This is a genomic window from Pseudoalteromonas sp. S1609 (assembly GCF_005887255.1).
In the GTDB taxonomy this organism is placed as follows: domain Bacteria; phylum Pseudomonadota; class Gammaproteobacteria; order Enterobacterales; family Alteromonadaceae; genus Pseudoalteromonas.
The window spans coordinates 1-324 of sequence record NZ_PNDJ01000201.1 but is presented as its reverse complement, the minus strand read 5'-3'; the positions used below and the strand labels follow the sequence as shown (position 1 = coordinate 324).

The following is a 324-nucleotide window of genomic DNA, read 5'->3' as shown; positions in this document are numbered from 1 at the left end:
TTGTATCTATCATTATTTTAGGAATATCTGCGTGGTTTAATCAAGCTAATGCAGCAGCGTTGATGCTTAACTAACCCTTATTAGCACAGCAAGATTTAACTGCGCTTGCTGTGAATTTCTCTGTTTTGATGCTTTTTATCATCACTCTTCTTTAGTAAGACATATGTTGCCCCACTTCCTCCATGCTGCCTGAGTGCAGTGTGAAATGCTAAAACACAAGGAATTGTTTGCAGCCACTGATTTACGTAACTTTTTAAAATCCCCGGTTTGGCTTTATTTTTAATACCTATTCCATGACGAACAAGAACCATCCTTATATTGCGC

The 324-nt window shown here is 38.0% G+C and carries 1 protein-coding gene; it reads right to left on the bottom strand.

Features of this window, described 5'->3' with window-relative positions; translation table 11 throughout:
• Window positions 1-95 precede the first annotated feature (95 nt).
• Window positions 96-324 (bottom strand): Smr/MutS family protein (locus CWB76_RS19425; protein ID WP_171039672.1); only part of this gene is annotated, 229 nt, incomplete at its 5' end.